This window comes from Pedobacter cryoconitis (genome assembly GCF_003259615.1).
Lineage (GTDB): Bacteria > Bacteroidota > Bacteroidia > Sphingobacteriales > Sphingobacteriaceae > Pedobacter > Pedobacter cryoconitis.
In genome coordinates this window covers 100,499-125,512 of sequence record NZ_QLLR01000008.1, presented here as the reverse complement: position 1 = coordinate 125,512, position 25,014 = coordinate 100,499, and the positions used below count along the sequence as shown (strand labels likewise).

Genomic DNA, 25,014 nt, shown 5'->3' with positions numbered 1-25,014 from the left:
TGGTTTTAAACTATGTTGTGAATAATATCATTTTCGTCTCCCTTGTAAGCACCCATCATCATTCTATAGGCGATGGTTAAGGCTACGCTGGATAAAGGAACAATAATAAATGAACTTAATATATTAACAAAAAATGCGATTACAGGCCATTGCAGGTAATTCAGGAATAAATACAAGACATGAAATCCGCCCAATACCAGTAATAACATTAATATTTTAGTAAAATTTCCTTTAGTGATCGCTAAACTGAATTTTAAGGAGCCAAAAGGAGGCTGATTTTTATCAATAATAAAGAATGGGAAAAAGGAAATCCTTACCCAGGTAATAAATATGGCCACAATACCTACTGATACAGCAATATTGGTGATTACATTCATTTTGATCCCCGTATAAATGAAAGGAAATGCAACAAAAATTACCACTGCATAAACGCCGATGATCACCAGCATAAAATAAAGCATTCCTACGATAAAGCGGATGATTTGCTGGCGGGTTGGCAACGTGCTGACAATACTGACATCGATCTCCTCATTGTCCAGCAGGTGAAAAATGTATTTCAGCAGCGAAAGATTGATGGTAAAATATAATAAAGCGAAAAAGAACGCCATCAATATACTTAACCCCTTATTCACGTCTTTCAGGAAAAATGCCATTAAACTTGATGCGTTAGATGTGATGAACATCAGAAAACATAAAGTAGCAATGGAAAAATAATTCCTTTTGGTTACTTCCCAGGCTTTGCGGATCACCACATTCACTATAAACGTGCTTTCCTTTAAAAAGTTTATCATTGTTTTTTAAGTACTATTCTTTTGAAAAAATCTTGTATAAATCCTAATCCGTAAGCTGTCAATTGTATGAATGAGGAAATAATACTCAAAAATGCAACTTTCAACGATTTATTTAGCACCAGGGAATGAAAAAATATCAGCATAAAGTATACCAGAAGAAATATATTCCCCAGATAAGCCAGAGGCGGATAAAAAATGTTCAATAATAAGACAGCAATGACCCCTAAAGTGAATACGGCAGGGAAAAAATGTACCAATTTCAGCTCAGAAGGAAAATGTTTATAAATATTAATACGGGCACGGCCGAAAAAGTGGATCTGTTTGTAAAACTGGAACATACTTGTTCTTCTTTTATGAAAAACCTTAGCTCCGGGAATCAAACCAATCTTAAATCCATGCTGATGAATACGGATACTGTACTCAATATCCTCTCCCAGCCTGGTTAGTTTAAAACCGCCAACTTTTTCCCATACTTCTCTGGAAACACCCATATTAAAGCTTCTCGGATGGAATTGTCCTACATGTTTCTCGTTCCCTCTGATTCCGCCAGTAGTAAAAACTGAGGTCATACCGTAACTAATGGCCTTCTGTACCGGGGTAAAACTTTCATGCGCGGCATCCGGCCCGCCATAAGCATCCAGATGGTGGTTGTATAAATAGTCTTTTACCGTTTCCAGGTAATCGTGAGGAATAAGACAATCAGAGTCAAAGATGACGAAATAATCACCTTTAGCTCTTTCAAAACCGTAATTCCTGGCAAAACCCTGCCCCTCATTGGGTTTGAAGAAATATTTAATATCCAGTTTATCTGCGTACCTGCCCACAATTTCTTTTGCAGTGAGCGATGATCCGTCTTCTATCACTAGAACTTCAAATTGCGTATAAGTTTGCAGACAAAGGGTGGCCAGCAGTTCGTCTATCTCCTGTGGCCGGTTATATAAGGGGATAATGATCGAAAAAAACATGCTTAAAGTATTTCTTTTTCTATCAGATAGTCATTGCGTTCAGGTGCATTTCGGGTAACCAGCTCCGCTACAAATCCAGTAAGGAAGAGTTGCGAACCTACAATAATGGCTACTAATGCAATATAAAATCCTGGTTGATCTGTAACTTCTCTTTTGATTGGCAGGTTCATTGAAATGTGATATAATTTTTCACCGATAATCCATAAGGCCATAATTGTACCGACCATAAAGCTCAATACACCCAGCGAACCAAAAAAGTGCATCGGTCTTTTACCGAATTTTCCAACAAAAAAGATAGACAGCAAATCCAGGAAACCATTGATAAAACGGCTGAAACCAAATTTGGTTACCCCGTATTTACGTGCACGGTGTTCTACAACCTGCTCTCCAATATTTTTAAATCCTGCCCATTTAGCAATTACAGGAATATAACGGTGCATTTCACCGTAAACTTCTATTGTTTTCACTACATCAGAACGGTATGCCTTTAAGCCACAGTTGAAATCATTCAGCTGTATGCCAGACATTTTACGGGTTGCAGCATTGAATAACTTAGTAGGAATAGTTTTGGTAATCGGGTCGTAACGTTTCTTTTTCCATCCGGAGATAATATCGAATTTCTCTTCCCTTAATCTGCGGTATAGTTCAGGAATCTCGTCCGGACTATCCTGCAAATCTGCATCCATGGTAATGATCACATCGCCCTGTGAAGCTTCAAAAGCAACATTCAGTGCGGCAGATTTCCCATAATTACGTCTGAACTTAATGGCTTTTACAGCCGGATAAGTCTTTTTCAATTCCTCAATTACTTGCCATGAGGTATCCGTACTGCCATCATCAACAAAAAGGATTTCGTAAGAAAAATTATTGTCAGACATTACCCTGGCGATCCAGGAAGTCAGTTCGGGCAATGATTCGTCTTCGTTAAACAGGGGAATGACAACAGAAATGTCCATGCAGTATAAATTCAAGTAAAAATAACGTGCAAATTTTATCAATTAAAATGATAAAACCTGCACGTTTGGTATTTATCTTCTGTTTCGGGCGATGATCAGCCAGGAGATTGTGATTACAATCTACTAAACAGCAGGGTTCTCTTTTTTCAATACCGCAGCACCAATAAGGCTTAATACCAGGCCAAAAAGAGTATAAGTAATTGCAGCTCCAAATCCTATAAATATAGCCAGATAAGGTTTCATCATTTCTACACCTTTCACTGCTTTCGGGTCGTCACCAGCCTTTTCAAGGGCTGCTTCTACAGAATGATCTAAAGCTGAAGTATCCAATACTTTATAATATAAGACGAACAACAAAGCAATAAATAAACCCGAATAGGCTGCAACTTTAAATCCGGCAGAAAATGCCTTGCCGAAACTCATATAACCACCAAGTTCAGTTCTGTACCGGGTCTGTGCATACAAAATTGCCAGTATATAAGGCACGTAGCTGCAGATCATACTGATAATCCGTGTAGGTACACTGATATGTTCATCCTGCGTATCAATATTCAATAATTTGAATATAAATACCAGCGCTAATGTATAAAGCGAAAAGACAATGGCCGCCTGAAAAGCAATTTTATTCGGTTTATGCTCTATTTCTCTTAATTGTTGTTCCATAAAACAGCTTAGTTTTTTTCGTTAAAAACAGCAATCAAAGTATATACAGCAGTATCAAATTCTTTATTTGCACTGAACTGTTCTAAATCTTTAAACGCCTGCTCATTCGCTTTTGGCTGGTTGAAGAAACTCATGAAAGGAACAAACAGTTCTTCCATTTCTTCTCCAAGCTCAATCATTCCTTTGTGGCTGATAATATCTTCAATGCTGCTTTCCGCTAATTGCTGATTGCTGATCAAATCTTCATAGATATGGAATTCATCCTGGAACTCATCTTCCTCTACCAATAAGAATTCTCTTAAGAAATCTCCCAGTTCAGGTTTGATCTGCTCGTCATGACACTCATTGATGTATAACAATAAGTTTAATAACTCAGTTCCACGGTCAATGGTATCTTCTTCAATATCTGCCCACTCATCAGTATCCAGGTAATCTTCTTCCAGTTTCTTAATATCGCTCGCAAAGAAGTTGATCATTAATAAATCAAAATAAACTTCTCTCAGCTCATCAAAAGCCGGGTATTCATCAAATACGCCATCAAATTCTTCTACCTTCTCTAAAAAGCCCAGGTCCTTATTGAAAACATCCAGTAAATCCTGTTGTAATGTTAAAGAATCATTACCTGAAAGTGCTGCAAATTTATCTAATGAGGCTACAAGAGCGCTCTGTACTTTACTATCCATATACTTGAAATTGATTGTTGTTATAAACGAGTTGAACTTTCCCGGTCAGGGTACTATTTAATAAAGGGGTGTTTCTCGACTTCGAGAAGTTAGTAGTGCTATTGTATTCCCATTTTTCTGCCGGGTTGAATACGACAAAATTCGCAGTTTCACCAGCAGCAATTACAGGAACATGTAGTTTAAGTAATTTACGCGGGTTAATGGAAAGCTTCTCTACAATCTGCGCAGCATCCAGCCCGGCTTTCACCAATAAAGGCAATACCGTTTGCAAAGCTGTGATTCCGTAAGCCGCAATCTCAAACTCCACATCCTTAAATTCTGGTTCATGCGGACGGTGTTGTGAAGAAATGGCATCAATAGTTCCATCCTTTAACCCCGCCAGTAAAGCTTTAATATCTGTTTTACCACGTAATGGTGGTTTAATTTTATAATTGCTGTCGAAGTCGTTCAAAAGTTCTTCTGTGAAAACTAAATGATGTGCAGCAACATCACAGGAGATCTGTAAACCATCTTTTTTTGCTTTTTTAATCAGTGCAACTGATCCTGCAGTAGAAATACTGGTGATATGTACTGGTGCCTGGTGATAGGTAGCCAGGAAAATATCTCTTGAAATGTGCATTTCTTCTGCCAGCGCAGGGGCACCTTTCATCCCTAACAATACACTGGTTTTACTTTCATTCACCTGCGATTTACCAGCGATGGCTTTATTTTCAGGATATACGATCAGTAAGCCGTCAATTCCTTTGCAGTATTGCAATGCACGGCTCATAAAACCATCATCTGTGATTGGTTTATTGCCATCCGTAAAAGCGACTGCACCTGCATTTTTCATATCAAAAAGTTCAGCCAGTTCTTTTCCTTCCAGATCATGGCTGATTGCGCCCAGCGGATAAACATCGACCAGGTTATTTTTAGCTTTATTGATAATATATTCTACTTCCCCTTTCGAGTGCACCACAGGTTTGGTATGCGGTAAAACGGCAAGACCAGTAAATCCTCCTGCCTGTGCCGCAGCGGTTGCTGTTTTAATATCTTCTTTAGTTTCAAAACCAGGATCTCCAATAGAACAGTTCAGGTCAAAAAATCCTGGTGCCAGAAAAGCACCCTGACCATTGATCACCTGCTCATTTTCGAATGGCTTCAAAGTACGCTCTATCTCAGCGATTTTTCCCTGTACCACACGAACATCACAGATTTTCTGATTATGCTTACTATTCGGATCGGTAACGGTTACGCCTGTGAGGAGAAGGTTCATGTCTTTTTATATTTTTAATTTGTTAAAAAATCGAATCAATAGGGCTTCAACGGCTAAAAAAACAGCACACAAAACTAGGCAAAGTTTCCATAACTCTGTGTGGTTATTTTCCACAGCCTTCCATGACGAATCATCCCCAGGTTTCGTCATATTTACTTTTTCAGACCCAAAAACTGCATGAAGAGCTTTATCATCAGCATAATGCAGATCTGATTCTGCACGGCTTTGGTTAAATGCGTAAGTACTGAGCAGTGCATCAGTTTTATACAATTCATAAATCCCAGGTGTTTTAATCTGATCAGCAACATACAATAAAGTCTGACCGGGTGCTTGTCTTACTTCCGGTATAACTTCCTGTTTTCCAGAAATTAAACGCAGTGATTGATTGGGATTTAAGGCAATAGGTGCTGAAATCAGGTAGTTGCTTTTCCCTATCGTATAATATAAAGGCTGCTCCTGCACACTGGTTAAAGCAATTTTATAAAGCAAGGGTACAAATACCGGGTGCTGAGGTAAATTACTGTCCTTGGTGGCTAAAGAAGTGGCACATAAATACAATTGCCCTGATCCCGAGCGGTATTTGCTGAAAAATGGCTGATTCAAGGGCAGTCCCATTAAATCTTCCCTGCCGCTGTTGCTATTTCCTGAATAGATAAAACGCTGATTTACTTTCGGCAGGTCTAATTTTGCAGGTATCTCTTCAAATACATCGTTAAATACCTTGTTTTTAAGAGCAATTGTATTTACAGTAACTGTATCCTTACTTAAAGAAACGGTTTGTGGAATGGCTAAAGCCTGTAAAAAGGAAGCGTAAACAGCCGCACCAGCTTCCAGATCCGGAAAAATAACGACAGTACCCCCATTTTTCATATAAGTTTTGAGTTCCTGAGCCAAACCACTTGAAGGCGCTTTTAAACCAGCAATTATAATCAGGTTATAGGGATGAAAACCAGCATAAACTATGGCCGATTCAGGCATGGTGCTGAGCTTAAAATAAGGATCTGCACCGAACAGTGCATTGATATATTTGCCAGAATTCTCTCCGGTAATCTGTAAAACTTTTAATTCAGTACTGACTTTAAAAGTGAAAGCAAGGTTGTCATCAAAAGTGACTGGAAAATCTTTAATGCTGACCATTCCTTTTTGCCACCCGGCGGATAAACCACTAAAGCTTAAAGTATCGCGCACTGCTTTTCCTGCTGGAATATTTAAAGTAGCCAATGCTTTTTGCTGATTGTTAATGGTCAGTTTTAAGGGAATTCCAGTACTGGCTTCAGCTGAATAATTTCGCAGCTGCACAACAAATTTCTCCTGATCACCAGGTTTATGTGCGGGTGAAAAAGACCAGATACTATCTACAGCCACATTAGGGATGGTATTTGCATTTAACCTGACGAGGTTGAGCGAATTATTTTTTTCTGTGTGAATGGCTGATTTTCCAACGAACTGTTGCTGAAAATCAGAAATCACATAGTTATATTGATTTCTTTTCCCTGCGTCTGCAGCGTTTTGCCTGTTAATAACCTGTTGCAAATTACGTTCTACCGGAGAAACTTTAACTTCATCAACCAGGTTTGCCAATTCTTCTGCATTAACCAGGCGCTGATGCCTGCCTTCAAAATCATTGGTGGTTAGCTGAAACTTATCATTAAGCTGGAATTGTTTAGCAATGGTCTTTGCTTTCCGCTTCGCCTGGTCTAATAAAGATCCTTCTTTATTGACCGCCTCCATGCTGTAAGAATTATCAATATAAATATTTACAAGATTTCCATTTTCAGGGCTACCTGCTGATCCTGATGACCAATATGGGCGTGCAAAAGCGAGCACCAAAAAGATGATTGCAAGTACCCGGCAAGCCAGGATCAATAAGTTACGGAGTTTTTCGCGGGAAGAATGCTGTACTGTAACAGCCTTTAAGAAAGACACATTGCTAAAATATACCTTTTTAAATTTCCGGAAATTAAATAAATGAATAAGGATAGGTATAGCTACCGCCAGCAGTGAAAAAAGAAAACCTGGGTAGAGGAAATTCATTAAAAACCAAAGGTATAAATTTAATTACAATCATTCGGTAAAAAACAGAAATTTCCAAAGAATAGAATTTGAACCGGCACAAAAAAAAGCTCTTTTTCCTAAAGGAGAACTAATAGATGAACAGGTATTGACCAGGTTACGAGTCTACTATACAGATATACGGCCCGCTATAAAAGCAGGCCGTAAAGTATTCCTCAGTAAATTTTACAGGTATTTTTTCATTGCAGCATACAATGCGTCATCCAGGCCATAAACATCATTGCGATATTCAATTTTTCCATTTTCGGCCCAGGCAGTTTTATAATTGATAAACACAGAGATATTTTTCCTGGTGCCAAACCATTTCGGTTTCAATTGAAATACATTCAGGGTATCTGCTTTTTTCGCCAGCTTTTTTCTGTAAATGCCCATTTTCGTAGTATCTACAGGCGGTAAGTTGACTTCCATTCTTAACTGATCATATTCTGCATTATTATGTACCATTTTCTGTGCAAACTCCAAAGGTCTTTCTACCCGCACACAACCATGGCTGATTGCGCGGCTGGTTGAGTTAAATGCCGATTTATTATTAGTATCATGCAAATAGATACTTGCACCATTATCAAACATAAATTTGAACTTACCCAGTGCATTTCCTGACCCCGAGCCTTGTTTAAATTGGAATGGCAGGTTCTCTCTGGAGTACTTTTCCCATTGAATAGTATCCGTATCATTAACCAGTTTACCTTTGTAATAGACCTTCATGTTATTATTTGATAAATAATATGGATCTCTTCTGGCCTGGTTATAAATTTCGTTCTTGGCAATGCTCACCGGGATATTCCAGACAGGGTTCACCTCAATCGCACTAAACTTACTTAACAAAATTGGTGTCTGGTGATTTTTTGGTTTATCATCCAATGAATGGGTTTTTGCATAGATTTTCTGCTTCTCTTCAAAAGCTTTTTCGCGTCTGGCACCTACACAAACCTTCATATGGGTTACTGTATCCTTCTCTTTAAACCAGGTCAGGGAAAAATCAGGAATATTAACTTCTACATATTCTGAGCTTAATCCGGGAATTTTCCACCTGGCTCTTTCCATATTCACTTCAATCGCTTTAATAGCTACTGCATTACGGGAAGGATCTTTTTCAAGGCTGGCCAGCGCTGCTTGTAATACTTTATAGTTTTCACCGGCAGGCTGAATATCTTTTAATAGTTTAGCCAGACTTTTTGTCTCTAAAACCTGATTCATTACCGCGCTGTCTGGTCTGCTGGTCGTGACATAATACCTGTTTAATACTTTTTTCGGATTGACACTGCCATACCCAATAAAAGTATCATACTTCAGCAAAGAGGAAGCGGTAAACAACTCCAGATCAGCCAGTACAGGATATAATTCACTGATAGTTTTAAAATTATTGGCAGTTAAAGCGGCTAAAGCCTGGTCCAGGTCTTTATATTTAAATATTTCAGGATTAAATCCATGCGCTTTACTATTTTCCAGGTAATTTTTCAGGGTATCTAATTCCCCATTAATAAAAAAACGGGTAACCAGCAGATTTTTACGCTCATCATTCGCATAAAAATTACTAATTACTTTAGGATTACTTAATTTAGACTGTAAAGAATCAAGGTGACGGTTAAAAACTACATGATAAGCCGCGGTATCAAAATCTTTATAAAGTTTATTCTTAAAATGTTCTGATAAGATGACACCGACCTCTGGCGTAGTTTTAAACCAGTTGCAGGACGATAAGAAGATGCAAAGGGGTAAAATAAGGGTTACTGCTTTTTTCAAAATGAGCGTTCTTTAATTAAATTCAGCTTTGTTTTTATGCTGTATACCCATGTCGATCAAATAAAATGCCATATATTTTTGATTTGTCAATTCTATCTATATATTTGTGCTACTCAGTGTGCAACGCATTATTGAATAGAGACATAAATTATGAACAATATTTTGAACCATCACTCACATTTGTACCATCGCCAGTTATGGCGATAGATATGTAATGTTTTGTACTTCAAAACTTGTTTCCGAATTATTTTCCTGTTTCATTCAATAATTTCAATCAATTGAAAACACTTAAAATTGCTATCCAGAAATCTGGAAGGCTAAACGAAAAATCCGTAGAGATTCTTAAAAATTGTGGTCTATCATTCGAAAACTACAAAAGCTCCCTGATATCAACAGTTACTAATTTCCCTTTAGAAATTCTATTTCTGAGAGACGATGACATTCCGGAATATGTTCAGGATGGCATTGCCGATCTGGGTATTGTTGGTGAAAATGTAATCACAGAAGTAAATGCTGATGTTAACTATCTTCAAAAGTTAGGTTTTGGAAAATGTACCCTTAAAATTGCTGTTCCGAACGAAAGCGACATCACTGATGTGAGCGGACTGGAAGGTAAAGCAATTGCTACTTCTTACCCTGTAATTCTTCAGAAATATCTGGATGATAACAATGTAAATGCTGTAGTCCGCACTATTTCAGGATCAGTAGAAATCGGCCCCGGCCTTGGATTGAGTGACGCAATCTGCGACATCGTTTCTACAGGCGGAACTTTAAAAAGTAATGGTCTGAAACCTTTCGGTGAAGTGATGAAATCTGAAGCTGTCCTGATTGCCAGTAAAGGCATGGAACTGAATGAAGATGTCATTGAATTACTGCAAAGAATCCGTTCGGTATTACGTGCCAAGGAAACAAAATATGTGGTACTGAATGTTGCAAAATCAAATCTTGAAAAAGTGGTGAGCTTATTGCCGGGAGTTAAAAGTCCGACGATTGTACCTCTTTTCGAAGAAGATTGGGTAGCAGTGCACTCGGTTATTGCGGAACAGGATTTCTGGGAAAAGATCAACAGTCTGAAAGCTGCTGGTGCTGAAGGAATTGTGGTGATGCCGATCGAAAAGATCATCTCCTAAGCCACGCTTTTAATCCATAAATATCTTTTTAACGTTAACTATTGGTTAACATAAAAACGTAAAACATTGAACCCTGCATGAGCTTACAGCTACCAAACAACAATGCACAAGCTCATGCAAGCTTCATCACCATTGAAAAAAAATATTTAACTGATGAAACTCTATAAGTATACTGATTTATCTGAACAGAATATTGAAGAACTCTGTTTGAGACAACTCGCTGATGATGCAAGCATTGCAGAAAGCGTAAAAGAGATCATTGCACAGGTCAAAGCGGATGGAGATAAAGCCCTGAAAAGCTATGCCGTACAATTTGACAAGGTAAACCTGGAACAACTTTTCATCGAAAAAGAAGAGATTGGAAAGATTGCCTCTACCATTCCTGCTGAAGCCAAAGCTGCTATTGATACGGCTTATGCGAACATCAGAAAATTCCACGCGGCACAGCTTTACAAAGAAGCTAAAGTTGAAACCATGCCGGGAGTTTCCTGCTGGCGGGAGTCCAGGGCAATAGAACGTGTGGGTCTGTATATCCCGGGCGGAACGGCAGTTTTACCCAGCACTTTTTTAATGTTGGCTACCCCCGCAACTTTGGCAGGCTGCCAGGAAATTGTAGTATGTTCTCCCCCACAAAAGGACGGCAAAACCAATTGTTACCTGGCCTACTGTGCACAGCTTTTAGGGATAGAAAAGATTTACCTGGCGGGTGGTGCACAAGCGATCGCCGCAATGGCTTTCGGCACAGCAACCGTACCTAAAGTTTACAAGATTTTCGGCCCGGGAAACCGGTATGTAACCCAGGCAAAACAGCAGGTACTGGCTTCAGGAATCACTGCAATTGATATGCCTGCAGGCCCTTCAGAAGTATTGGTTTTTGCTGATGAAACTGCTAACCCGGCTTTTGTCGCTTCCGATCTTTTAGCTCAGGCCGAACATGGCACTGATAGCCAGGCCATCCTGATCTCTACTTCAGAAACACTGATTACTGAAACGCTGAGCCAAATTGAATTACAGCTCAATGATTTACCAAGAAAAGACATCGCTGCGCAGGCCATTTCGAATTCTTATGCCGTACTGGTAGCGGATAAAACACAGGCCATGGCTTTCAGTAATGCTTATGCACCTGAACACTTGATCCTGGCTACGGATACTTTTCAGGAACTCATTCCGCAAATCATCAACGCAGGTTCTGTATTTTTAGGTAACCTGACTCCTGAAAGCGCCGGAGATTATGCTTCAGGTACAAACCATACTTTACCAACCAGTGGTTTCGCCAAAGCGTATTCGGGTGTTTCAACCGATTCTTTTATTAAAAAAATTACTTTTCAGCAGATCAGTCCGGAAGGCTTGAAGGCCATTGGCCCGACTGTAGAAATTCTTGCGGCCGCAGAAGGGCTTCAAGCACACAAAAATGCAATCACCATTCGTTTAAAATCATCAGATGGATATTAAAAACCTACAACGCGAAAACATCAAAACCCTTCGCCCCTATTCTACAGCAAGAGACGAGTACAAAGGTCAGGCGAGTGTGTTTTTAGATGCCAATGAAAATAGTTACGGCTCACCGTTACCAGAAAATTTTAACCGTTATCCTGATCCTTTACAACTGGATCTGAAGGATGCGCTGAGTAAAATCAAAGGTGTTCCGATTGAAAATACTTTCCTGGGAAATGGTAGCGATGAAGCTATAGATCTTTTATTCCGTGCTTTTTGTAATCCGGGAAAAGACAATGTGATCATCCTTCCGCCTACTTATGGGATGTATGAGGTTTCTGCAAATATTAATGACGTAGAAATCCGTAAAGTGAATTTATTGCCAAATTTCCAATTAGATCTGGAAGGAATAGCAGAGGCAATTGATGCAAATACGAAGCTGATTTTTATCTGCTCTCCTAATAACCCGACCGGAAATTCTATCGTCCGCACGGATATAGAAACTATACTGGCCAATTTTAATGGACTGGTGGTGATTGATGAGGCTTATATCAATTTTGCGAAACAACGTACTTTCATCCAGGAATTAACTGAATATCCGCACCTTGTCGTTCTACAGACTTTTTCAAAAGCCTGGGGACTTGCAGGCTTACGTTTGGGAATGGCTTTTGCATCCAGCATTATTATTGACATTCTGAATAAGGTGAAAGCACCTTACAATATCAGTCAATCTACGCAGGACCTGGCTTTAGCTGCCCTTCAGAATATCGGGCAGGTGAATGACTGGATAAAAACTACGGTGGCAGAAAGGGAACATCTAGCAAAATTACTGTTGGATTTACCACTGGTTCAAAAGGTTTATCCTTCTGATGCAAACTTTATCCTGGTGGAAGTAGCCGATGCCAATGGCACTTATGATGCTTTGGTAGACCGCGGCATCATTGTTCGTAACCGTGCAAAAGTAACCCTTTGTGAGGGTTGTTTGAGAATTACTGTAGGTACACCTGCAGAAAATGAAATACTAATATCCGCTTTAAAATCGTTAACCAACTAACCATGAAGAAGATACTTTTCATAGACCGTGATGGCACACTGATCACTGAACCAGAAGATGAGCAAATTGATTCATTTTCAAAGCTTAAATTTTATCCGAGGTCTTTGTATTATATGGCTAAAATAGCCGCAGAACTGGATTTCGAATTGATTATGGTGACCAATCAGGATGGTCTGGGTACTGATTCTCACCCAGAACCTAACTTCTGGCCGGTACACAATTTTATACTGGAGACTTTTGAAGGAGAAGGCGTAGTTTTTTCTGAGGTGATCATTGATAAAACCTTTGCCCATGAAAATGCCCCTACCCGTAAGCCAAATACAGGTTTACTACAGCATTTTTTAACTGGTGAATATGATCTGGCTGGTTCTTTTGTAATTGGCGACCGTATTAATGATGTCGTGCTGGCTAAAAACCTGGGTGCAAAAGCAATCTGGTTAAGAAATAATGATTCATTGGGATCGGCAGAAATGCTGGATAAAGCGGAGACACTGACTTCAGTAATTGCTTTGCAAACCCAGAACTGGGTGGATATTTATACTTTCCTGAGTGCGGGAAGCAGACAATTTCACCACATCAGAAAAACCAACGAAACGGATATAGAGATAGAGATCAATCTGGACGGAACAGGAAAAGCGGAAATAGAAACCGGGTTGAATTTCTTTAACCATATGCTTGACCAAATTGCCCGTCATGGCGCAATAGATTTAAATATCAGCGCTAAAGGTGATTTACATATTGATGAACACCATACTGTGGAAGATACCGGAATTGCATTGGGTGAGGCTTTTGCCAAAGCTATAGGCAATAAACTGGGCCTGGAACGCTATGGTTTCTGTTTACCGATGGATGATTGCCTGGCGCAGGTGGCTATTGATTTTGGGGGCAGAAACTGGATTGTATGGGACGCAGAATTTAAAAGAGAAAAAGTAGGTGACGTACCCACAGAAATGTTTTATCACTTCTTCAAGTCTTTCAGTGATGCAGCGAAATGTAATCTTAATATTAAGGCTGAAGGCGACAATGAACACCACAAAATTGAAGCGATCTTTAAGGCTTTTGCAAAAGCAATTAAAATGGCTATCAAAAGAGACGCAGAAAAGTTAGTTTTACCGAGTACCAAAGGAATGTTATAAAATGATAGGAATCGTTAATTACGGTGCAGGAAACATCTTCTCTCTGACTTCTGCTTTATCCAGACTGGGGCTCAGTTATGGAATGATTAATACGGAACAGGATTTTGAGCAGTATTCTCATATCATTATTCCCGGCGTAGGGCATGCAGGGGCTGCGATGGAGAAACTAAACCAAACCGGATTGGTAGAATCCATCAGACAGCTTAAAAAACCTGTTCTGGGCATTTGTGTAGGGATGCAGTTGCTTACCGCACATTCTCAGGAAGGGGATGCACAGCTGATGAATATTATTCCGCTGGAAACGAAACTATTTGATAAAGATCTGGGTATTAAAATCCCTCATATGGGATGGAATAATATAGAGATTAAAAACAATTTACTATTCGAAGGTGTTGAAAATCAGACACAATTTTACTTTGTGCATTCGTACTTTATTGAATATAACGCTATTTTTGAAATAGCAACTGCTGAGTATGGCCTGCAATATTCTGCAGCTATACAAAAAGACAATTTTTACGGGGTACAATTCCACCCTGAAAAGTCGGGCGCTGCAGGCGAACAATTATTATTGAACTTTTCTAACTTAAAACAATAAGATGTACATTATCCCCGCTATAGATATTTTAGATGGTAAAGTTGTCCGCCTCAGAGAAGGTGACTATAACCAAAAGACAGTATATGATGTATCAATTGCTGAAATGATTGAGACTTACAAGTCTAACGGTACTGAATTCATACATATTATTGACTTAAATGGTGCTAAAGGAGATTTTAGTAATCAAGCTGAGCTTTTTGATATTATCAAAAAAACAGAAATGCGCGTACAGTATGGCGGTGGTATCCGTACCATTGAACAGGTGACCAATTTGCTTGATGCAGGTATCCACAGGGTTATTGTAGGCACACAGGCGATTACCAATCCTGATTTCCTGGCCGATTTAAGCAAAGAAGTGGGTAAGAAATATGATTATGCCAACCGTATCGTTATTGCGATTGATGTGTTGGATGAAGTGATCAAATATTCCGGATGGATGGAAAGTTCACCTATCAAATTAATGGATTATGTTGATAAATGTCTGCAGTTAGGCTTTTTCAGATTCCTGTGTACTGATATTAATAAGGATGGTAAATTAGGTGGTGCTGCTGTGGATTTATATAAAAAATTACTGGAACATTCTCCGTTTATCAAATTGATCGCATCGGGTGGAATCAGTTCAATGGAAGATATTGAAGAACTGGCGAAGCTTGAAGTCAGATCTTGCGTAGTTGGAAAGGCTATTTATGAAAACCGTATTTCTATTGAAGAGATTAAGGAATGGAATCTTAAAGCCTTGACTTCTTTATAATCGATGTTAAGCAAACGTATCATTCCATGTCTGGATGTCAAAGATGGCCGGACTGTAAAAGGCGTTAATTTTGTGGATCTGAAAGATGCCGGAGATCCGGTAGAACTGGCCTGGCAGTATGCGCAGCAAGGTGCCGATGAACTGGTATTCCTGGATATTACCGCTACTCATGAGCGTCGTAAAACGATGATTGAAATGGTAAAATCGGTTGCCAGACAGCTCAACATCCCTTTTACCATTGGTGGTGGAATTACAGAGATTGCCGATGCAGAAGCTTTATTGAATGCCGGTGCTGATAAAATCAGTATCAATTCGGCAGCTGTTAAAAACCCGCAGCTTATTGCTGATCTGGCCAAAATATTTGGCGTACAGTTCGTGGTCATTGCAGTAGATACTAAATTAGTAGCAGGCAGAAATATGGTGCATTTGAACGGAGGCCGCTTAATTACAGAAATCGAAACCGAAAGCTGGATTAAACAAGCTGAGGATTTGGGTGCGGGAGAAATCTTGTTGACTTCCATGGATCATGATGGCACTAAACAGGGTTTCGATTGCAGGCTTTTAGATAGCATAAGTAAAATGATCAATATTCCGGTCATTGCTTCTGGCGGAGCCGGGAAAGTTGAACACTTCACAGAAGTTTTTACCACAACAGGCGTGGACGCGGCTTTAGCTGCTTCGGTTTTTCATTTCGGTGAAATCCCTATCCCCCACCTGAAAAACGAATTAAAAAAATACAACATACCAGTAAGGTTATGACTATAGATTTTGAAAAAACCGATGGATTGGTTCCTGTAATTATCCAGGATATACAAACATTGGAAGTGTTAATGTTGGGTTATATGAACCAGGAAGCCTGGTCAAAAACACAGCAGGAAGGGAAAGTAACATTTTATTCCCGCTCTAAAAGCCGTTTATGGACTAAAGGAGAAGAAAGCGGCAACTTTTTATACGTAAAAGAGACGCATATTGATTGTGATCAGGATACCATCCTGATTAAAGTTACCCCGGTAGGCCCAACGTGTCATACAGGAAGCAGAAGCTGTTTTAAGACTAATTTCAACCAGAATTTCATCTTTGAACTGGAGAAAATTATTCACGACAGGTATGATCATCCTACAGAAGAATCTTATGTCAATAAACTCCGCAAAAAAGGGCTAAACAAGATTGCACAGAAAGTTGGAGAAGAGGGTGTGGAAACTGTAATTGCAGCATTGAATGAGACAGATGTTGACTTTGTGAATGAGAGTTCTGATTTAATTTTCCACTTATTAGTTTTGTTAAGAGAGAAAGGTAAAACACTGGCCGACATCGGGGTAAACCTGGAAGGCAGACACCGTTAATTATGCTGAAACATTTAAGATCGCTTAGCGGCCATCAAAACCCCATTTATGCTTTAACCAATTCCAGTACAGCCGGTATTTTCTTTACGGGCGGAAATGATAAAGGTGTAGTAGAATGGTCATTGGAAAAGATGTCCTTTGTAAAGGTGTTAATGCCGGTAAAAACCTCTGTTTATAGTCTTTATCAGTATAACGACCTGCTTTTTGTTGGTCAGAGAAGTGGTGAGGTGAGTGTATTTGACCTGAAAAAGCAAATAGTTACGGCTACTTTTCAGGCCCATGAAAAGCCTGTATTTGACCTGGTAACCATTCCGGCAAAACAGGAATTTTTAACGGCTAGTGAAGATGGTACTGTTGGGGTATGGTCATTGACCGATTTTACTTTACTTTACCGGATCAGGGTTTCTGCCGATACAGTCAGGGCAATTGCTGTAAGTGCGAATGGTTTACAGGCTGCTTTTGGTTGTAAAGATGGTGTTATCCGTATTTATGATCTGCATGATTATAGCTTGCTCCATATTCTGGAAAAGCACAGTTTGCCGGTTACTTCCGTTCAATATTCGCCTGATGGCAAATACTTGATTTCAGGAGGAAGGGATGCGCAGTTAAATTTCTGGTCATTACCTGATTATCAGCTTCAGCATACCATTCCAGCACATTTATTTAGTGTTTATGGAATTGCATTTCATCCTTCGCTGCCTTATTTCGCTACGGTAAGCCAGGATAAAAGTATTAAATTATGGGGCAGTGATGATTTGAAACTCTACAAAATTCTGAGTATTGAAAAAAGCACCCACGGTCATACCCATTCTATCAATAAACTAAGCTGGAGCCTGGATGGTAAATATTTATTAACCACTGGCGATGATAAATTAGTTATGGTGTGGGAATGGGATTTATAAATCTTTTAATAATCCTGAGGTTGTGGCTATAACGTCCAAGTTCAGGATTATAAATTCCCTGGTCATCAATAGCATCAATTCTTACTTTTCCTGAAGCATGGATAATCTGACTGGCATTTAACATGATGCCTACGTGTATGATTCTGCCCTCAGCATTGTCAAAAAAGGCAAGATCTCCGGTTTGTGCTTCTGGTAAAAAGTTAACTGTCTCTCCTTGCTCTGCCTGTTGGGAAGCGTCTCTGTGAAGTGTAATACCATATAAAGCAAAAACAGCCTGCACGTAGCCTGAGCAATCAATACCGAACAGGGTGCGGCCTCCCCATAAATAGGGCGCATTCAGGTAAAACAGGGCTGAATCGGCCATTTTCGCACCAGTAGCTTGTGCTGAAACGTAATGTGGTTCAAATAAGACCTGGAACTTCTCCTGACCCAATTTGCAGTATCCGTCGCTATAGGCTGGCAAATTACCGGATGCAGCTAAGTAGTAACTGCTTCCATCTGCTGCGATTACCTGGTTGCTGACTGCTGCCGGCACTAATGTGCTACGCTGTTTACAGGCCTGGTATTCGGCTTCAGTAACTGCTGCAAGTTGTTTAAAGTCTATCCAGCCTTCATAACCATCATAGCCATTACGGATTCGCCACCACGGTTCTGCCTTTTCCAAGATTTCTACCTGATCTCCAAATAATAATTGCGTCGTTATTTCAGCTTTATCGGATGATGATGCTCTTACTGGTGCTACTGCTACTCTGCAAATTGCGAATGTCTGTTCCATAATGAAATCTAGTACTCAAAAGTAACGATAGTGATTTAGAAAACGACAGGATAAACATTTGATTGATAAATTTGTTATACAAGTATTACCTACATTAACGCCAGAAATTACATTCATTAACGCTAAAAATTATGAACCTCCAAAAGATATTAATCGCAGTAGATAATAGTACCTGCTCAGAAAAGGCAGCAAAAACAGGCTACGAGCTGGCTAAGACCTTCAATGCAGAGGTTGCCTTAGTCAATATCATTGAACCGATGCCTGCCACTATCAATCAGGACCTTACATTGGCCCCGGTTTTCCTGGAAAGTTATGATAACAGCGAAGAGAACAGTCATCAGCTGCTGAAAGAAATAGAAGATACTTACGCGAATGGCATAAAAACCACGTATTTAAGTGTGGTTGATACTGCTGCACATGGCATTATTCAGCAATCTGATGAATGGGGATCTGATTTGATTGTGATCGGGACCTATGGCAGAACAGGGTTATATCACTTTTTAATGGGAAGTGTGGCTGAACATGTGGCCAGAAAATCTGCCTGCCCGGTATTGATTATTCCGAATAAGGCAGAAGTATAAATGCTATATAACAGAAAAGGACGCGAATGCGTCCTTTTCTGTTATATTTAAATTAAAGAACTAGTTCTCCTGGTGTAACCAAGCCTTTTTCTTTAATAATTCTTCTTCTGTTTCACGGATATCTTCATCATCCACACAACAATCTACCGGGCACACTGCCGCACACTGAGGTTCATCATGAAACCCTTTACATTCTGTACATTTATCTGAAACGATATAATATACTTCATCAGAAACTGCTTCCTGAGACGCACCAGCATCCACTTCCTGATCGCCAAAATCAATGATACCATTTAAGTTGGTTCCATCAGAAAATCTCCAGGCTGTACCTGCGTCATAAATTGCATTATTTGGGCATTCAGGCTCACATGCTCCGCAATTAATACATTCGTCTGTTATTTTAATAGCCATGTCTTCGTATAAATCTATTTGCTAAAGTTACCTTTGCATTGCAAATATAACATTTATACTTTAAAATTACTTCAAACATGTCAATCCTTACCGCTGAAAAGTTAATTATTGCATTCCATAAACTAAGTGATTTCTTAAATCACCCGGGTGATGAATTTAGTAATACGATCGATTCAGCACCCAATCATAATGCGTGGTTTACTGTGGCTGAAGTTCGGAGATCTTTAGCTTCTTTTCAGGAAATGCTGGAATTGCCTGCGCTGGAAAAATGGTTTGAACAAATTATAGTCAGCCAGCATCCTAAAAAAATAGGTTTAATCCTGGCAGGAAATATTCCCCTGGTAGGTTTTCACGATATTTTATCTGTGCTGGCTACAGGAAATATAGCCGTGATCAAGCTTTCTTCTTCTGATAGCCAGTTATTACCCGCTTTATTGAAACAGCTGATTGAGTTTGAACCTCTTTTAGCTGATAGAATTGTTTATGCAGAAAGATTGAAAGATTTTGACGCAATCATTGCCACCGGAAGTAATAATACCTCCAGGTATTTTGATTACTATTTCGGTAAAGTACCTAATATCATTAGAAAAAACAGGAATAGTGTTGCAGTATTAAGTGGTGAAGAAACTACTGCTGAGATCGGGCAGTTAGGCCATGATATTTTTGATTACTTCGGACTGGGTTGCAGAAATGTATCTAAAATCTATGTTCCTGAAGGTTATGAGATCAAAAACTTCTTTGAACCGCTGGAACAGTATCAGGATATTATCAATCATTTCAAATACAATAACAACTACGATTATAACAAGTCTATTTACCTGGTCAATATGGTTCAGCACTTTGACAATGGCTTTTTGTTATTGAAAGAAGATGAGGGATTATCTTCTCCTCTTGCTGTTTTATACTTTGAATATTATAAAAACATAGCGGAGTTAAATGAGAAACTGAAAGGGATGCAGGATAATATCCAGTGTGTGGTCACCAACACGGACATAAAACTGGCTGTAGATTCGGTAACTTTTGGCCAGAGTCAGCATCCTCAGTTATGGGATTATGCGGATAACGTGAATACGGTTAACTTCTTAAATAAGTTATAAGTTTAGGCTACAAATTTAAACAGGCTCTCATTTTATCATTTTGAAACACTATTTTTGAACAAAATGTATGTAATCAAAGTAAAAGGTATTGCCAAAATTCCGGATTATGTTCAGCTGAGGGATGATAAATTCACCTTACTGGCTTATTTCAGGGTAGACCGTCCTGATAAATCTCTGGAGAAATTAGGTCTGGGTGACAAGTTGCCTTATATTATGGATATGGTAAAAGATTTACCATTTGGTCAGATTGCAAAATTAGATATTTAAGACATGGCAGGAAACGCAGTTATAAATTTAAAAAACGTAGATGTATTTCAACAAAAACACCTTGTACTCTCTGATGTTAATCTTAACATAGATAAAGGTGAGTTTGTGTTTCTGATCGGACAAACTGGATCTGGAAAGAGCAGTTTATTGAAAATCATTTATGGTGAACTTCATATCGGTAATGGTGAGGGTGAAATTGCAGGTTTCGACCTTAAAAAACTGGCCGAGCGGGATGTTCCTTATCTGCGCAGAAAGTTAGGGATCGTATTTCAGGATTTCCAATTGCTAACAGACCGTACAATTGAGAAAAACCTTGATTTTGTATTAAAAGCAACTGGCTGGAAAGACAAAAAACTAATCGAAGAACGGATCAAAGATGTACTGGAAAAAGTAGGACTGCGTTCAAAAATCAGAAAAATGCCACATGAGCTTTCTGGTGGTGAGCAGCAGCGTGTGGTAATTGCGCGTTCACTATTAAATAATCCGGACATTATCCTTGCGGATGAGCCTACAGGGAATTTAGATCCTGAAACTTCCGAAGAAATTGTATTGCTGCTGAAACAAATCAGCCAGAGCGGTACTGCTGTATTAATGGCTACGCATGATTATCATATCATCCGTACACTGCCTTCACGTATTATCAAATGTGAAGCAGGTATCGTCCATGATGACGCAACAATAAACTAGGTGTCTGTTCCAAAAAACTGACCATTCCTGACAAAATAATTTCTTTTCAGCCATTCTGTACAGTGTTGTTCAAACAAAACTGACAGCATGGCTGATATACTTCATTGGCAAACCTTTTGAGTTTGCATCATAAAATTCTACTATACCATGTTTAGCAAGAAGAAAACAAACGATACAGAAAATCCTATTACGGAAAATACTGCTGAAGAGCAGTTGAACAAAGAGCTTACAGATGACGCGAATGCGGATACTATCACTGAACCTGTAGAGGAAATCTCTGCTGAAGAGCAATTAAAACTTGACAATGCAGCGTTGAATGATAAATATCTTCGCCTTTTTGCTGAGTTTGACAATTTCAAAAGACGTACACAAAAAGAACGTGTTGAGCTTTTACAGACTGCTGGTAAGGATGTAATTATCTCTATGCTTCCTGTACTTGACGATTTTGACCGTGCAAATAAAGCAACTGAAAATGCTACTGATGTGGCTGCGATCCGTGAAGGGATTCAATTGGTACATACCAAACTGAAAAGCATTCTGAATCAGAAAGGCTTGAAAGAAATGGAATGTGCAAACACTGTTTTTGACACAGACCTTCATGAAGCAATCACTAAAGTTCCGGCCCCAACTGAAGAGTTGAAAGGAAAAGTTATAGATGAATTAGAAAAAGGATACACTTTAAATGACAAAGTTATACGCTTTGCAAAAGTAGTTGTAGGTAGTTAATTATGAGTAAGAGAGATTATTACGATATCCTTGGTGTAAGCAAAGGTTCTACTCCGGAAGAGATTAAGAAGGCTTATAGAAAGCTGGCTATCAAATTCCATCCGGACAAAAACCCTGATGACCATACTGCTGAGGATAAATTTAAGGAAGCTGCTGAGGCTTACGAGATATTAAGCAACCCGGAGAAGAAACAACGCTATGACCATTATGGACATGCAGGTGTTGGTGGTGCTTCAGGTGGCGGTGGCGGCTATGGCGGCGGCGGCATGAACATGGAAGATATATTCAGCCAGTTTGGCGATATCTTTGGTGGTGGTGGCGGCGGTGGCAGTCCTTTCGATAGTTTTTTCGGCGGACAGCAACAACGCAGCAGCGGCAGACGCGTAGCTAAAGGCTCTAACCTTCGTATTAAAGTCAAACTTACCCTTGAAGAAATAGCGCATGGCGCAGAGAAAAAAATAAAGGTTAATAAACAGATTGTTTGTAAAACCTGCGATGGTTCGGGAGCTAAGGACAAATCATCTATCAGCACTTGTAAAACTTGTGGTGGCAGTGGTTCTGTTCGCAGAGTAACCAATACCATTTTAGGCCAGATGCAGACTACTTCTACCTGCCCGACTTGTAATGGTGCCGGCTCACAGATTACTTCTAAATGTACTTCATGTCATGGTGAAGGAACAGTTCGTGGGGAGGAAACAATTACAATCAACATTCCTGCAGGTGTAAGTGATGGTATGCAGTTGAGCATGAGCGGAAAAGGTAATGCTGCCCCGAATGGTGGTATTCCTGGTGATCTGATCATCCTGATTGAAGAAATCCCTCATGAAACCTTGAAACGTGAAGGAAACAATATCGTTTATGATTTACATTTAAGTATCATTGATGCTGCTTTAGGTTACAGTGCCGAAGTACCAACAATTGATGGTAAAGCTAAAATTAAAATCGAGCCTGGTACACAAAGCGGAAAGTTATTACGCCTGAAAGCTAAAGGTATTCCTGAAGTAAACTCTTATCACCGTGGTGATCAGATTATCCATGTGAATATCTGGACACCTAAAGCCCTGAGCAGTGAAGAACGGAATATGCTGGAGAAACTACGTGAATCTCCTAATTTCAAACCTCAGCCGGGTAAAAATGACAAGAGCTTCTTTGAAAAAATGAAAGAATATTTCGAGTAATCGATTCTAGAATAGCATTGGAAACAGGCTGTATCTGACAAGATGCAGCCTGTTTTTTTATGTGAAAACTTTAGTCATAAACCTTTGTTTAATTAAAAAAATGTTTATGGATGGCATCGCAATAACGGACTGGAGAATTGGCTGCTCCGGGTTTTACTATAAGGAATGGAAAGAGATCTTCTACCCTGCCGGACTTCCTCAAAAGGAATGGTTCAGCTATTATTGCCAGCATTTTAATACGATAGAAATCAACTCTTCATTTTATAAGCAACCTTCTTTAAAAAGTTTTAATACGTGGTATGAAACCAGCGCTGCCGATTTCCTTTTTACCATCAAAGCTCCACGAACTATTACGCATTACAATAAATTTAATGAGGCAGAAGGATTGGTTACTGATTTTTACGAAGTGATTTCTGCTGGCCTGCGGGACAAATTGGGCTGCGTATTATTTCAAACTCCTCCTTCTTTCACTTATACAGAGGAAAGATTAGCTTTAATATTGAAGAATTTAAATCCGGTATTTAAGAATGTAGTGGAGTTCAGGCATATCAGCTGGTGGAACAATACAGTGATGGAGGAGTTTAAAAAACATCACCTGACTTTCAGCGGATTAAGCTATCCTTCGGCCTTGCCAGATGGGGTGGTATTATTTAATGACCCTGTTTATTACCGTTTTCATGGGAAGCCTGTTCTTTATAAATCGCTGTATACCGGGCAGGAAATAATTGCTTTTGCTAAATCTATCATGCAGGGACCTAAACAAGTATTCGTATATTTCAACAATACCTGGGGCACATCGGCATTAACCAATGCAAAGCAATTGATTGCATTGACAGATACAGCACGCTAAATCTGTAACATTTTTCCCGATTTAAGTCTAAAGGGTAACTAAGAACTAAATAAAGGTAAAATGCTTAACGTAAATAATATTGTTAAACAATATGCTACGCATCTTGCACTGGACAACGTAAGTCTGAATGTGGAGCAGGGCAAGATCTTCGGACTGCTTGGTCCAAATGGTGCAGGAAAAACATCTCTGATCAGAATTATCACTCAAATTACCGCACCAGATAGCGGCGAAGTCATCTTTAACGGACAACGCCTGAATTCTTCTCATATTGCAAGAATCGGATACCTCCCGGAAGAACGTGGTTTATATAAAAAAATGGAGATCGGTGAGCAGGTATTGTACCTTGCCAAACTCAAAGGTATGCGTACTGCCGAAGCCACTAAAAGAGTCAGATACTGGTTCGAAAAACTGGAAATGGGAAGCTGGTGGAACAAAAAGGTGGAAGATCTGAGTAAGGGAATGCAGCAAAAGGTACAGTTTGTAGCCACTGTATTACATGAACCTGAACTAATTATTCTGGATGAGCCTTTTTCTGGGTTTGACCCGGTCAACGCAGACATTATCAAAAATGAAATCCTGGAATTGAATAAAAAGGGGGCAACTTTTATTTTCTCAACGCACCGGATGGAATCTGTGGAGGAGTTATGTGATAGCATTGCACTGATTCATCATTCGAAAAAAATACTGGATGGTTCGGTATCGGAAATTAAGGAGCAATACAGAAATAACACTTACTGGGTAGAATATGATGGGGAGTATCCTGCTGAACAGGCAGCGGGTATATTTGAGGTACTGCATAAAGAGGTGCTGCAGGGAAAAACAAGGCTTAAGGTTCAAATCAGCACGGGTAAAACTGCGAACCAGCTTTTATCGGCCTTACTGCCTGTAGTGAATATTCATCGTTTGGATGAAGTAATTCCTACGATGAATGATATTTTTATTGACCAGGTAAAACTAAAAGATTAACC

Annotated in this window: 27 protein-coding genes; 17 read left to right on the top strand and 10 right to left on the bottom strand. The window is 39.4% G+C overall.

All coding sequences use genetic code 11. The annotated features are described in order from the left end of the window. Positions 1-5 precede the first annotated feature (5 nt). From LY11_RS10910 to LY11_RS10875, 8 genes are all read right to left on the bottom strand, one after another. Entirely contained in the window at positions 6-791 is a 786-nt protein-coding gene (locus LY11_RS10910) for a hypothetical protein (RefSeq protein WP_111633735.1), read from the bottom strand. Then, on the bottom strand, positions 788-1,756 hold the full coding sequence (locus LY11_RS10905) for a glycosyltransferase (protein ID WP_111633734.1): 969 nt from the start codon (positions 1,754-1,756) through the stop codon (positions 788-790). The genes LY11_RS10910 and LY11_RS10905 overlap by 4 nt, the downstream gene beginning before the upstream one ends. A 2-nt stretch (positions 1,757-1,758) precedes the next feature. Further along, positions 1,759-2,712: a glycosyltransferase family 2 protein gene (locus tag LY11_RS10900; RefSeq protein ID WP_111633733.1), complete on the bottom strand. Its 954-nt coding sequence runs from the start codon at positions 2,710-2,712 to the stop codon at positions 1,759-1,761. 123 nt (positions 2,713-2,835) lie between these two features. Then, a complete protein-coding gene (locus tag LY11_RS10895) occupies positions 2,836-3,375 on the bottom strand; it encodes a DUF4199 domain-containing protein (RefSeq protein ID WP_111633732.1) in 540 nt (179 codons plus the stop codon). Positions 3,376-3,383: 8 nt separating this feature from the next. Continuing rightward, positions 3,384-4,058, bottom strand: a complete 675-nt coding sequence (locus tag LY11_RS10890; RefSeq protein ID WP_068395201.1) for a hypothetical protein — start codon at positions 4,056-4,058, stop codon at positions 3,384-3,386. Continuing rightward, complete coding sequence (locus LY11_RS10885; protein ID WP_111633731.1) at positions 4,051-5,313, bottom strand: dihydroorotase; 1,263 nt, start codon at positions 5,311-5,313, stop codon at positions 4,051-4,053. The genes LY11_RS10890 and LY11_RS10885 overlap by 8 nt, the downstream gene beginning before the upstream one ends. A 6-nt stretch (positions 5,314-5,319) precedes the next feature. Next, a complete protein-coding gene (locus LY11_RS10880) occupies positions 5,320-7,347 on the bottom strand; it encodes a BatA domain-containing protein (RefSeq protein WP_111633730.1) in 2,028 nt (675 codons plus the stop codon). A gap of 204 nt (positions 7,348-7,551) precedes the next feature. Then, positions 7,552-9,129: a L,D-transpeptidase family protein gene (locus LY11_RS10875; RefSeq protein ID WP_111633729.1), complete on the bottom strand. Its 1,578-nt coding sequence runs from the start codon at positions 9,127-9,129 to the stop codon at positions 7,552-7,554. A gap of 278 nt (positions 9,130-9,407) precedes the next feature. Here LY11_RS10875 and hisG point away from each other — a divergent pair, with 278 nt between their 5' ends. The 9 genes from hisG (at position 9,408) to LY11_RS10830 (ending at position 17,474) form a co-directional block, all read left to right on the top strand. After that, positions 9,408-10,259, top strand: a complete 852-nt coding sequence (gene hisG, locus LY11_RS10870; protein ID WP_111633765.1) for an ATP phosphoribosyltransferase — start codon at positions 9,408-9,410, stop codon at positions 10,257-10,259. Positions 10,260-10,412: 153 nt separating this feature from the next. Beyond that, positions 10,413-11,711 (top strand): histidinol dehydrogenase, encoded by a 1,299-nt coding sequence (gene hisD, locus LY11_RS10865; protein ID WP_211321525.1) that lies wholly within the window; start codon positions 10,413-10,415, stop codon positions 11,709-11,711. After that, the gene (gene hisC / locus LY11_RS10860) at positions 11,701-12,747 is read left to right on the top strand and encodes a histidinol-phosphate transaminase (protein ID WP_111633727.1); all 1,047 of its coding nucleotides are present in this window, start codon (positions 11,701-11,703) and stop codon (positions 12,745-12,747) included. The genes hisD and hisC overlap by 11 nt, the downstream gene beginning before the upstream one ends. A gap of 2 nt (positions 12,748-12,749) precedes the next feature. Continuing rightward, positions 12,750-13,883 carry a bifunctional histidinol-phosphatase/imidazoleglycerol-phosphate dehydratase HisB gene (hisB, locus tag LY11_RS10855; RefSeq protein WP_111633726.1) on the top strand — a complete coding sequence of 378 codons (1,134 nt, stop codon included), beginning with the start codon at positions 12,750-12,752 and terminating at the stop codon, positions 13,881-13,883. Between the two features lies 1 nt (position 13,884). Beyond that, complete coding sequence (hisH, locus tag LY11_RS10850) at positions 13,885-14,478, top strand: imidazole glycerol phosphate synthase subunit HisH (RefSeq protein WP_111633725.1); 594 nt, start codon at positions 13,885-13,887, stop codon at positions 14,476-14,478. Position 14,479: 1 nt separating this feature from the next. After that, complete coding sequence (gene hisA, locus LY11_RS10845) at positions 14,480-15,229, top strand: 1-(5-phosphoribosyl)-5-[(5-phosphoribosylamino)methylideneamino]imidazole-4-carboxamide isomerase (RefSeq protein ID WP_111633724.1); 750 nt, start codon at positions 14,480-14,482, stop codon at positions 15,227-15,229. Between the two features lie 3 nt (positions 15,230-15,232). Continuing rightward, positions 15,233-15,988 carry an imidazole glycerol phosphate synthase subunit HisF gene (gene hisF, locus LY11_RS10840; protein ID WP_111633723.1) on the top strand — a complete coding sequence of 252 codons (756 nt, stop codon included), beginning with the start codon at positions 15,233-15,235 and terminating at the stop codon, positions 15,986-15,988. Beyond that, positions 15,985-16,572 (top strand): bifunctional phosphoribosyl-AMP cyclohydrolase/phosphoribosyl-ATP diphosphatase HisIE, encoded by a 588-nt coding sequence (gene hisIE / locus LY11_RS10835; RefSeq protein ID WP_068395182.1) that lies wholly within the window; start codon positions 15,985-15,987, stop codon positions 16,570-16,572. The genes hisF and hisIE overlap by 4 nt, the downstream gene beginning before the upstream one ends. Positions 16,573-16,574: 2 nt before the next feature. Continuing rightward, positions 16,575-17,474, top strand: coding sequence for a WD40 repeat domain-containing protein (locus LY11_RS10830; RefSeq protein ID WP_111633722.1), 900 nt, complete (start codon positions 16,575-16,577; stop codon positions 17,472-17,474). Here the strand turns inward: LY11_RS10830 and LY11_RS10825 are convergent. Further along, positions 17,449-18,249, bottom strand: a complete 801-nt coding sequence (locus LY11_RS10825) for a C40 family peptidase (RefSeq protein ID WP_111633721.1) — start codon at positions 18,247-18,249, stop codon at positions 17,449-17,451. The two genes, LY11_RS10830 and LY11_RS10825, sit on opposite strands and share 26 nt — an antisense overlap. Before the next feature lie 131 nt (positions 18,250-18,380). Between LY11_RS10825 and LY11_RS10820 the strand changes: the two genes are divergently transcribed. After that, entirely contained in the window at positions 18,381-18,830 is a 450-nt protein-coding gene (locus tag LY11_RS10820) for a universal stress protein (RefSeq protein ID WP_111633720.1), read from the top strand. Positions 18,831-18,890: 60 nt separating this feature from the next. Here the strand turns inward: LY11_RS10820 and LY11_RS10815 are convergent, their stop codons facing one another. After that, positions 18,891-19,241, bottom strand: a complete 351-nt coding sequence (locus LY11_RS10815) for a 4Fe-4S dicluster domain-containing protein (protein ID WP_111633719.1) — start codon at positions 19,239-19,241, stop codon at positions 18,891-18,893. A 77-nt stretch (positions 19,242-19,318) separates the two neighbouring features. Between LY11_RS10815 and LY11_RS10810 the strand changes: the two genes are divergently transcribed. The 7 genes from LY11_RS10810 to LY11_RS10780 all read left to right on the top strand — a co-directional run bounded on the left by LY11_RS10810 (position 19,319) and on the right by LY11_RS10780 (position 25,012). Then, positions 19,319-20,338 carry an acyl-CoA reductase gene (locus tag LY11_RS10810; protein WP_111633718.1) on the top strand — a complete coding sequence of 340 codons (1,020 nt, stop codon included), beginning with the start codon at positions 19,319-19,321 and terminating at the stop codon, positions 20,336-20,338. A 63-nt stretch (positions 20,339-20,401) separates the two neighbouring features. Continuing rightward, complete coding sequence (locus LY11_RS10805) at positions 20,402-20,605, top strand: fructose-6-phosphate aldolase (protein WP_068395172.1); 204 nt, start codon at positions 20,402-20,404, stop codon at positions 20,603-20,605. A 3-nt stretch (positions 20,606-20,608) separates the two neighbouring features. After that, on the top strand, positions 20,609-21,292 hold the full coding sequence (locus LY11_RS10800) for a cell division ATP-binding protein FtsE (protein ID WP_068395170.1): 684 nt from the start codon (positions 20,609-20,611) through the stop codon (positions 21,290-21,292). Positions 21,293-21,439: 147 nt separating this feature from the next. Then, positions 21,440-22,018, top strand: a complete 579-nt coding sequence (locus LY11_RS10795; RefSeq protein ID WP_111633717.1) for a nucleotide exchange factor GrpE — start codon at positions 21,440-21,442, stop codon at positions 22,016-22,018. Between the two features lie 2 nt (positions 22,019-22,020). Then, a complete protein-coding gene (dnaJ, locus tag LY11_RS10790) occupies positions 22,021-23,196 on the top strand; it encodes a molecular chaperone DnaJ (protein ID WP_111633716.1) in 1,176 nt (391 codons plus the stop codon). A 106-nt stretch (positions 23,197-23,302) separates the two neighbouring features. Further along, positions 23,303-24,046 (top strand): DUF72 domain-containing protein, encoded by a 744-nt coding sequence (locus LY11_RS10785; protein WP_245952706.1) that lies wholly within the window; start codon positions 23,303-23,305, stop codon positions 24,044-24,046. Positions 24,047-24,106: 60 nt separating this feature from the next. Next, a complete protein-coding gene (locus LY11_RS10780; RefSeq protein ID WP_111633715.1) occupies positions 24,107-25,012 on the top strand; it encodes an ABC transporter ATP-binding protein in 906 nt (301 codons plus the stop codon). Positions 25,013-25,014: the final 2 nt, after the last annotated feature.